Source organism: Phyllobacterium sp. (genome assembly GCF_037994425.1).
GTDB lineage: Bacteria > Pseudomonadota > Alphaproteobacteria > Rhizobiales > Rhizobiaceae > Phyllobacterium.
Genome location: NZ_JBBNAM010000182.1, coordinates 22,798 through 31,313 on the forward strand (window position 1 = coordinate 22,798; position 8,516 = coordinate 31,313).

The following is an 8,516-nucleotide window of genomic DNA, read 5'->3' on the forward strand; positions in this document are numbered from 1 at the left end:
GTCAGCTGGCCTCCGGGCAGCTCCGATAATCTGAGTCCGCTGGCAGACAGATCAGGAACTGCCGTCGGGACAATCCGCCATGGTTTGCAAGCTTTGTCTTCGTGCGACATTGCGAAGGATTCACTCTAATCGCCATAAGCCGCGCGCATCGGGGTCGATGACAATTTCGCAAAGATTGCCCGAATAAGCAGGTCAATTGCCTCGCTGGCCTCGCAGTTGTTGCTACGGCATGCCGCGGGGACCGCATCATTTTACCTTGATCGTGGTCCACATCCCGGCCACAAAATGCCCCGGGACATTGCAGAAAAGCACGTAGAGCCCGGGCTTGAGATCAAGTGTAAGCTCACCCTTCTTGCCAGGATCAAGTTCTGAAACCTCGCCCAGGTCGCCAGAAGCGCTCTCGTCGACGCGATTCTCGCTAGCGATGAAGGGTAATGTAGCATCCGAGCCCTTGATCGGAGCGACAAGCATTTCGTGAATCGTATCCTTCGAAACATTGGTCACGGCGAAGGAGACGTTGCCTGCAGGAACGCTGGTCTTGTCAAGACTGATGCCCATCATCGCCATGTTCTTGTTACCATGCATTCCCATGCCCCATTGCATATTGCTGGCCATGTCCATCATGCCTCCATGGTCCCACAACTTCACGTGCACGGTTGTTGTACGGGCAAGGGCAGGGGTCGCGAGCACAAAAGTCAGCAAACATCCGGTTACGATTTTCACAAGTGTCATAGGAGTTCTCCTCGTTACCTCTGAAACAAAGCGATCAAATAGCATTGGCACATGTTGAAATAAGTGCATTGACCCAGGTCAATCACCTCCCTTGTTGCATTGGATCTGGCTCGTCGGCTTTATTCAACAGGATGGCTCGCGCTTCGAGTTCCTCAAGATGTTCGCTGCAGCCATGGTGCGTTGCCTGCGGGATATCCGGCGACCCTTATTGTTGTCCTTGGAACATCACTGGGCAAAAGGCAAAGATCACCGCAACGGTTGTTCCGGTGTTGCTGTGTGTGGCGAGAGGTCCGCTCTTGTTGTTCGCGCAACAGTTGTTAGAGGCGAGAAGGAATTGCCTTCGCGATTGTGGAAGACTGGCCACATGAGCAAAATTCAATACTAAGTGGGCGCGATACCAACTCGGACTGCTACTGGGCAGCAGCGATATCCAGTCGCCTTGCTGGTGGAATCGGTGGTACCTCTCGCAGCCAGCGCAGGGAATTGTTGGTGGTGCTTCCATTGTCACCGCGCCGGTCACGATGCTGGGTAGTTCCGTCGCTTTATCGGGCGCCACCAATGACAGACGCCGCCTGCGAGGACGGGGCGGCGGCGACTCGACCAGTGCGGATATCTCGGTTGTAACTGCCAAGGTCCAGCAGCTTCCCACTGCAACGTTGTATGGGCCGGCGCTTCTTCCGGATAGTGTCGATCCGACCCCTTGAAAAAAGTGCCGCCAGGTATCCGCAGGGGCAATTGTCGCTTCCGACCGCTCGTTTCTACAATCAAAGGTCATTGTCATCTCGTCCGGTTACCGGGCCTGTTGCATTCTGGCCAACTGGTCTTGAATATGCTCGATAGTCTTGCCGAAATTGCCGCTGAGCGGCGTCTGTCGTGGCGGGTAGTCCTTAAAGGTCTGAAGATGCTTGACGACAACGCCGATGATGGGTGTTAGCACCCACGTCTTATGTTCCTCGAACTGCCGTGCAACGTCACCCAATTGTCGCTCGAACGGATCCATAAGGATGTTGGTGATCAGGGGGCGGCTGAAATTCTCCAGCGGGTCGTCCCAACGCTCGCCCATCTTTGCCGAAAATGTGATCTTGTATTGTTTGTAGCGGATTGCAGTCAGCGTGGTCTCGTCATAGTAGAACTCAAAATTTCGTGCCGATTTGTCGGTCGTTCCGGCAAACAGGTCAGTCTGATTGTAACCGTCGAGATGCAGTTTGTAGTTCAGCCCGTTGTAAGACGTGCCGGCGTACAGCTTGTCGACAACAGTGCTGTCTCCCCCAGCAGCGGCAAGTGTCGGCAGCAGATCTGTCATGTCGACAATCTCGGAACTTATTCGCCCACCGGGTGCGCCCGGCCAGCGGATCAATGCCGGCACACGGACGCCACCTTCCCAGGTTGTGCCTTTGTCACCCTTGAAGGGTGACGTGCCGCCCTGGGGCCACATATACTGGTAAGCGCCGTTGTCGGACGTGTAGAATACGATCGTGTTCTTCGCCAGGCCTGTCTTGTCCAGTTCGTTGAGGATCTGGCCAACTTGCGCATCGTGCTCCGCAAGGCCATTGCCGTAAATGTCATCGACGCCCGCGCGAGACAGCTTGCGCGACTCCTCCTTGAGGTGAATGAAAACATGCTGACGGGTCGAGTTGTGCCACAGGAAGAACGGCTTGCCGTCCTTGGCGTGCGCATTAAGATAGCCGAGCGACTTTTCCGTGACCTCTTGATCGAACGTTTCCATGCGCTTTACCGACAACGGTCCCTCGTCCTTGATCTCACCGCCAGCGGTACATGATGTGATGCCTCGAGGATCAAATTGCTTGCGGAACTCGGGCGCCGTCGGACGATCCGGATCCTCAAGATCTTCGTTCGCATTTAAGTGGTAGAGTGTGCCCCAGAACTGGTCGAAGCCGTGATTGCACGGCAGGTGCTCTTCGAGATCGCCAAGATGGTTTTTGCCGAATTGAGCGGTCGAGTAGCCTTGCGCCTTCAGGACTTCGGCCAAGGTGATATCTTCTTTCTTGAGGCCGATCGGTGAACCTGGTGTTCCGACTGTAGTAAGGCCCGTCCGTACTGGCAGTTGTCCGGTAATAAAGGCTGCGCGGCCCGCCGTACAACTCGGTTGGGCATAAAACGAGGTAAGTCGCAGACCCTCCTTGCCGATACGGTCAATGTTGGGTGTCGAAGCACCCATGATGTCTCCCCCATACGTAGAGACATTCATGTATCCGATGTCGTCACCGAAAATGACGACTATATTGGGTTTTGTCTGTGCAGAGGCCGTCCCTGAAAGGACGGCGGCGCCAAAGGCCATTGTTAACAAACCGGCAATGCGAATGCGGCTTGCCAACGTCGTTCTTACCGATCTCATTGCCTTCTCCTGTCTGTCTCGTTTGGCTGCTTGGCGCTCTATTCCGCCGCTATTTCAGATCAACCCGCACCGCATCGATCTTGCCGTCGAATTTGAATGGGCGGCGGTCCGAATAAACAGTAGAAACTGGCGAACCTAGATCAACGCCAACGTCGAAGGTTTCCGACGCGGTAAACGCAGCGGGAACTGTCCGGCTGACAGTCGTGCGGGCGACTTCCTTGCCGTCAACCTTGAGGATGACATCCGCTGCAGAAAGCGGCTTGGGGCTGCCGAGTGTCGTGTCTATTTCTATCAAATGCTTGCCGGGTGCGATCTTTTCCGCGCTGCGAGCCTGATAGTTCTCGATGATCATCATGTTGTATTCGTAGACGAGGTACCCAGCATCCATATAGACCGATAAGCCGCCGCTTGCCCCGCCGAGGGCGTAGATCACGCCATTGGCGTTGTCGCCAAGCTCCGCATGGACGGTCACGACATTGCTTTCACGCCCGAGTCCCGGCGCAGTGAACTCCGGCATGCGGATCGTGTCTTCGTCGAAATTCCATGTTGTATATGGGGTCTTGATGCGGTCCTCAGGGTGCAGTCGAAGCCAGTTGCCGGCCCCGATTGGGAAAACCTTGTTTTCCTTCGCGACCTCCAGAAAGCGCGCTTTCATCGCAGCGAGGCGATCCTGCTCCACCGCCGCAAGGTCATTGGCCTGCGAAAAGTCCTTGGATAGATCATAGAGCGCCCAGGTGTCCTTGTCAGGGTCCCAATCCTTGTCGAAAGGCTTAGAAGCTTGCCAAGGGACGAAAGGTCCAAATACGGAGGCAATCCAACCGTCCTTGTAGAGGGCCCGGCTGCCGTTGTTCTCGAAGTACTGCTCAACCTTGGTGCCGCTTGCAGCGGCATCCTTGAAGCTGTAGGCCATGCTTACCCCATCGATGGGGTCTTGTGGTTGACCGTTAACCTCCCGCGGCGGCTGTATGCCGAGGATGTCATAAATTGTCGGGGCAATATCGTTGACGTGGTGAAACTGCGAGTGTGGCCGCCTGTCCGGAGCGATCTTGGCAGGCCATGAAACCACGAGCGGGTTGCGCGTGCCGCCAAAATACGATGCGACGAGTTTTGTTGCCTGGAAGGGAGACGATCCCGCCCAAGCCCAGCCTGCGTTATACATATTGTCCATATCAGGACCCCCGAGCTCCTTGAGTCCGCCAAGTTTGTCTAGCGCCTTCAGGTGCTGGTCGATGGTGTTGGGAATGCCGTTTTGCGCCAGCAGCTCGCTGATCGTGCCGGCTTGTCCTTCCGCGCTCGAACCATTGTCGCCAAAAATATAGAAAACGAGCGTATTGTCGCGAAGGCCAAGCTTGCCGATCTCGTCGATCACCCGTCCTGCCTCATGGTCCGCATGCTCGGTGAACCCGGCGAAGACCTCCATCAAACGCGTCTGGAAAGAACGTTCGCTCTCGGGGATGCTGTCCCAACCAGGTAAAGTGTCGGGCCGCGGCGCGAGTTTGGTGTCAGCCGGAATCCAGCCCATGGCTTCCTGACTGGCGAATACTTGTTCGCGCATGGCGTCCCAGCCACCGTTAAACTTGCCCTTGTACCTGTCCGCCCATTCCGAAAAAATATGATGCGGACCATGTGAAGCGCCAGGTGCCCAATACATCAGGAACGGTCTGTCGGGGGAGAAGGCCCGATGCTTGTGCAACCATGAAATCGCGTGGTCGGCCAGATCGGTCGTCAGATGGTATTTCGGATCGTGCGGTGGCTCGACCAGCGTGGTATTTTCTACAAGCCGGGGCTCCCATTGCGATGTCTCGCCGGCGACAAAGCCGTAAAAATATTCAAAGCCATAACCCGTGGGCCAGCGGTCGAAGGGCCCCATCGCAGTTGTTTCGGTGGCGGGCGTGTTATGCCACTTGCCGAAGGCTGCAGTATTATAGCCATAATCCTTAAGCACTTCCGCGACAGTCGCCGCGGTTTTTGGAATAACGCCCACATATCCGTCCCAGTTCACAGCACGCTCGGCAATAGTGCCCGAGCCTACTCTGTGATGATTTCGGCCAGTCAGGAGTGCCGCGCGGGTCGGCGAACAGATCGCCGTCGTATGGAAGCTGTTGTATGAGATCCCCTGTTCGGCCAACTTGGTCAGCGTAGGCGTGTGAACTACCCCGCCAAATGTATCGGCCACCCCGAAGCCAACGTCGTCCATGAGGACGATGAGGATATTTGGTGCGTCGGCGGGAAGGTGCGTCTGTTCTAGCCGGCGCTTGTGGGTTGAATCCTTCAGAGTCGGCCCCGCCACACCAGCGGATGGCGCAGGCGGAAATGGTAGCACCGCCCCGTCTTCGGCGGCCAATGCCGGACGCGCCGGCAAAAAAATACCGCTAAAGACAAGTCCCGCGGCCAGTCCAAGGGCTGTACGCGATATTGCGCTCACGATCCGTTTCATGGTGCGTCCTTTGTGTAGGTGATTTTGGTCGTGCCGATAGTGCCGTTGAACGCAAACGGTGCCTTATCGAAGTAGTCGAGGGATACGGGCGAATCCAGATCACTGCCAATATCGAAGGTTGCATTTGACGTGAAATGGAGCGACATGGCGGCCGGCACTCGGCCCTTTGCTACGACCTCGCCGTTAACCCTCAAGGTGACATCCATTGGGCCTCCGATGAACGCAGTCAACTTCGACTCGACCTCGACTTTCACCATGCCCATTGGCAACTTTACCTTGGCCTTGATCTTCGTCCGCGTGATCTCGAACAGGTTGAACTCATAGCTCAGGATGCCGTCCTTCACATAACATGTAACGCCCCCGGAGAAGCCAGCAAGCGCGTACAACACACCATTGGCATTTGGGGGAACGTCCAAATTCATGCTGACAATGCTCCCGACCTTGCCAAGCTTGGGAGCTGCCGATTCGGGCATACGTGTCATGGGGCCATCGAAGGTCCATTCGGTGAGCGATGTAGCGGGGGCATCCTCTGGATGAAACATCGCGGTGGACCAAAGTCCGCCACCGATGGGAAGGTTCATGTTCTTCGTTGATTCGAGTAAGAAGAGGGCCTTCATCTCTTCGAGTTTCTGTGGGTGTGCAGCGGCAAGGTCGATTGCCTCGCTCCAATCCATATCGATGTCATAGAGTTCCCATTTGTCGGTCAGGGGGGACCACTCTTTGACGCCTTTGGGTATGCCGCCAACCCAAGGTTCACGCGGGCCCATGGCGCTGGCAAACCAGCCGTTATGGTAGATCCCGCGGCTGCCCATGATGTCAAAGAACTGCGTATGCCGCCTTCCCTGGGCCTTTGGCTCGGCAAAGGTGTATTCCATACTGACACCATCGAACGCGTCCTGTTCAAGACCGTTGACCACGCGCGGCGGAATGATTTTCAGTTCTTCGTAGATCGTCGGCACTATGTCTATCACATGATGGAACTGCGAACGCGGCGTTGCGTCATGCTTGATCTTCCGCGGCCAGGCCACGGCCATCGGTTGGCGGGTGCCGCCGAAATAGGCACCGTTGAGTTTGGTACCTTTGTATGGGGTGCTGCCCGCCCACGCCCACCCGGCGTGATACATGTTGTCGGTCTTCGGGCCGCCGAGAGCGTCAAGCCCGCCTAGATCCTTGAGGGCATCGAGATGTTGCGTAATCTTGGTCGGAATGCCGTTTTGCGCTAGTTGCTCGCTAATGGTGCCGTTCAATCCCTCGGATGAGGATCCGTTGTCGCCCCAGATGTAGAATATCAGTGTATTGTCGAGCTTGCCCTCCTTCTCGATTTCGTCGATGACTCGGCCGGCGTTGTAATCGGCGTGCTCGGCAAACCCCGCGAAGACCTCCATGAGGCGCCGCTGGAATGGTTTCTCTGCATCGGGAATCGAGTCCCAGGACGCCATCGAAGCTGGTCGCGGAGTAAGTAGCGTGTTCGGTGGTATCCAACCCAGGGCTTTGGCGCGCGCAAACGTTCGTTCTCGATACTTATCCCACCCGTCATCGAACTTACCCTTATACTTGTCGGCCCACTCCTTCATGATCTGATGGGGGCCATGCGCCGCGCCAGGAGCCCAATACATGAAGAAAGGCTTGTCCGGTGCATAGGCTTTTTGTTCACGCAGCCATTTGATCGCGTCTTCCGCGATGTCGTCGGTTAGGTGGTAGCCCTTCGGTTTCTCCTCGGTGACCTGAGTGGTGTTGCGCGTCATCGTAGGTTCGTATTGCGACGCCTCGCCAGCGAGAAATCCATAGAAGTATTCGAAACCGTAACCTGTTGGCCAATAGTCGAACGGCCCCTTGCTCGTGATTTGCTCTTCCGGCGTGTTGTGCCATTTGCCCCAGGCTCCAGTATTGTAGCCGTAGTCCTTGAGCACTTCCGCGACGGTGGCCGACGACTTCGGAATGATCCCGCTGAATCCATCGAAATCGTTGGCGATGGCCGATATCTGGCCGTTGCCCACCCGAGTATGGTTCCTTCCAGTCAGCAGCGCTGCGCGAGTCGGCGAGCACATGGCAGTCGAGTGGAAACGGGTGAAGGAGAGACCCATATTTGCAACTCGATCAAGTGTCGGTGTGTTGATCTCGCCGCCGTAGGTCGAAGGCGTACCCGGCCCGACGTCGTCCATCAGGACGATGAGGATGTTAGGCGCGCCCTCGGCCAGGCGTTTCGGCTCCACGCGTTTCTGATAGATGGAATCCTGCATTGTTAGCCCCGCTGTGGAGGCGGACGGTGTTGGCGGAAACGGAAGGATGGAGCCGTCTGTTCCCGACTGCGCGCCGGCCGACGTCGGGTACGCGGTGAGCGCCAATACCGAAGCTGCTGCGCAGGCGAATAGCTTCAACATCACATTCTTCCTCCCCGGTCACACTTGGCTATGTCACAAAGAACAGGATAAAGCCGGATTGAGCCGGCCGATTTGATTGAAGTACTATCTGTAGGCCGGATCGGGCCCGCAAATTGCCTCTTGGTGGGCAATTGTCCTCGGGGAGGGGCATACAAAATTTGCACAGGAAAATTCAAACGCGAGGCCCGCTCGCCCTAGCTCAAAGGACATCGGAGAAAAGCCCGCAAACCGTACGGCGTTCCGCTGCAGCATCTACCACCTGATCTTGAAGCGGCAACTGCTTCAGTGCCGCTCCTTAAAGTGAGATCCTCGATCGCTTATCCGGGCGACGTGGATTTACGTTGACAGCGCCTATATTGAGTGTTCAGGCGCGTTCGCAGTGCCTCGATCCCACTTGAACCTCGCTATTTTTCCGAGTCGCGAAGGCTCTTTGTTCAATCCTTGCCGAGCAGGGCTTTCCAGATGATCGCACCGAGCGCAGCACCGATCAGGGGGGCAACCCAGAACAGCCACAGCTGGCTGAGCGCGGCTGTCTCCGCAAACAGGGCGACGCCGGTCGAACGCGCGGGATTCACAGAGGTATTGGTCACGGGGATCGACACGAGGTGGA

The 8,516-nt window shown here is 56.5% G+C and carries 5 protein-coding genes; all 5 read right to left on the reverse strand.

Annotation, left to right across the window (positions count from 1 at the left end):
* Positions 1–246: 246 nt before the first annotated feature.
* A complete protein-coding gene (locus tag AAAB35_RS13195) occupies positions 247–732 on the reverse strand; it encodes a plastocyanin/azurin family copper-binding protein (protein WP_340668728.1) in 486 nt (161 codons plus the stop codon).
* A gap of 790 nt (positions 733–1,522) precedes the next feature.
* Positions 1,523–3,088: an arylsulfatase gene (locus AAAB35_RS13200; RefSeq protein WP_340668729.1), complete on the reverse strand. Its 1,566-nt coding sequence runs from the start codon at positions 3,086–3,088 to the stop codon at positions 1,523–1,525.
* Positions 3,089–3,137: 49 nt separating this feature from the next.
* Positions 3,138–5,525: a sulfatase-like hydrolase/transferase gene (locus tag AAAB35_RS13205; protein WP_340668730.1), complete on the reverse strand. Its 2,388-nt coding sequence runs from the start codon at positions 5,523–5,525 to the stop codon at positions 3,138–3,140.
* Positions 5,522–7,906: an arylsulfatase gene (locus AAAB35_RS13210; RefSeq protein WP_340668731.1), complete on the reverse strand. Its 2,385-nt coding sequence runs from the start codon at positions 7,904–7,906 to the stop codon at positions 5,522–5,524. The genes AAAB35_RS13205 and AAAB35_RS13210 overlap by 4 nt, the downstream gene beginning before the upstream one ends.
* 434 nt (positions 7,907–8,340) lie before the next feature.
* The coding region (locus AAAB35_RS13215; RefSeq protein WP_340668733.1) for an aquaporin at positions 8,341–8,516 on the reverse strand (176 nt) is incomplete at its 5' end.

Bases quoted from the DNA above. Each gene is read 5' to 3' on its own strand.
- AAAB35_RS13205 (WP_340668730.1), bottom strand. From the start codon at position 5,525: ATGAAACGGATCGTGAGCGCAATATCGCGTACAGCCCTTGGACTGGCC.
- AAAB35_RS13210 (WP_340668731.1), bottom strand. From the start codon at position 7,906: ATGTTGAAGCTATTCGCCTGCGCAGCAGCTTCGGTATTGGCGCTCACC.
- AAAB35_RS13195 (WP_340668728.1), bottom strand. From the start codon at position 732: ATGACACTTGTGAAAATCGTAACCGGATGTTTGCTGACTTTTGTGCTC.
- AAAB35_RS13200 (WP_340668729.1), bottom strand. From the start codon at position 3,088: ATGAGATCGGTAAGAACGACGTTGGCAAGCCGCATTCGCATTGCCGGT.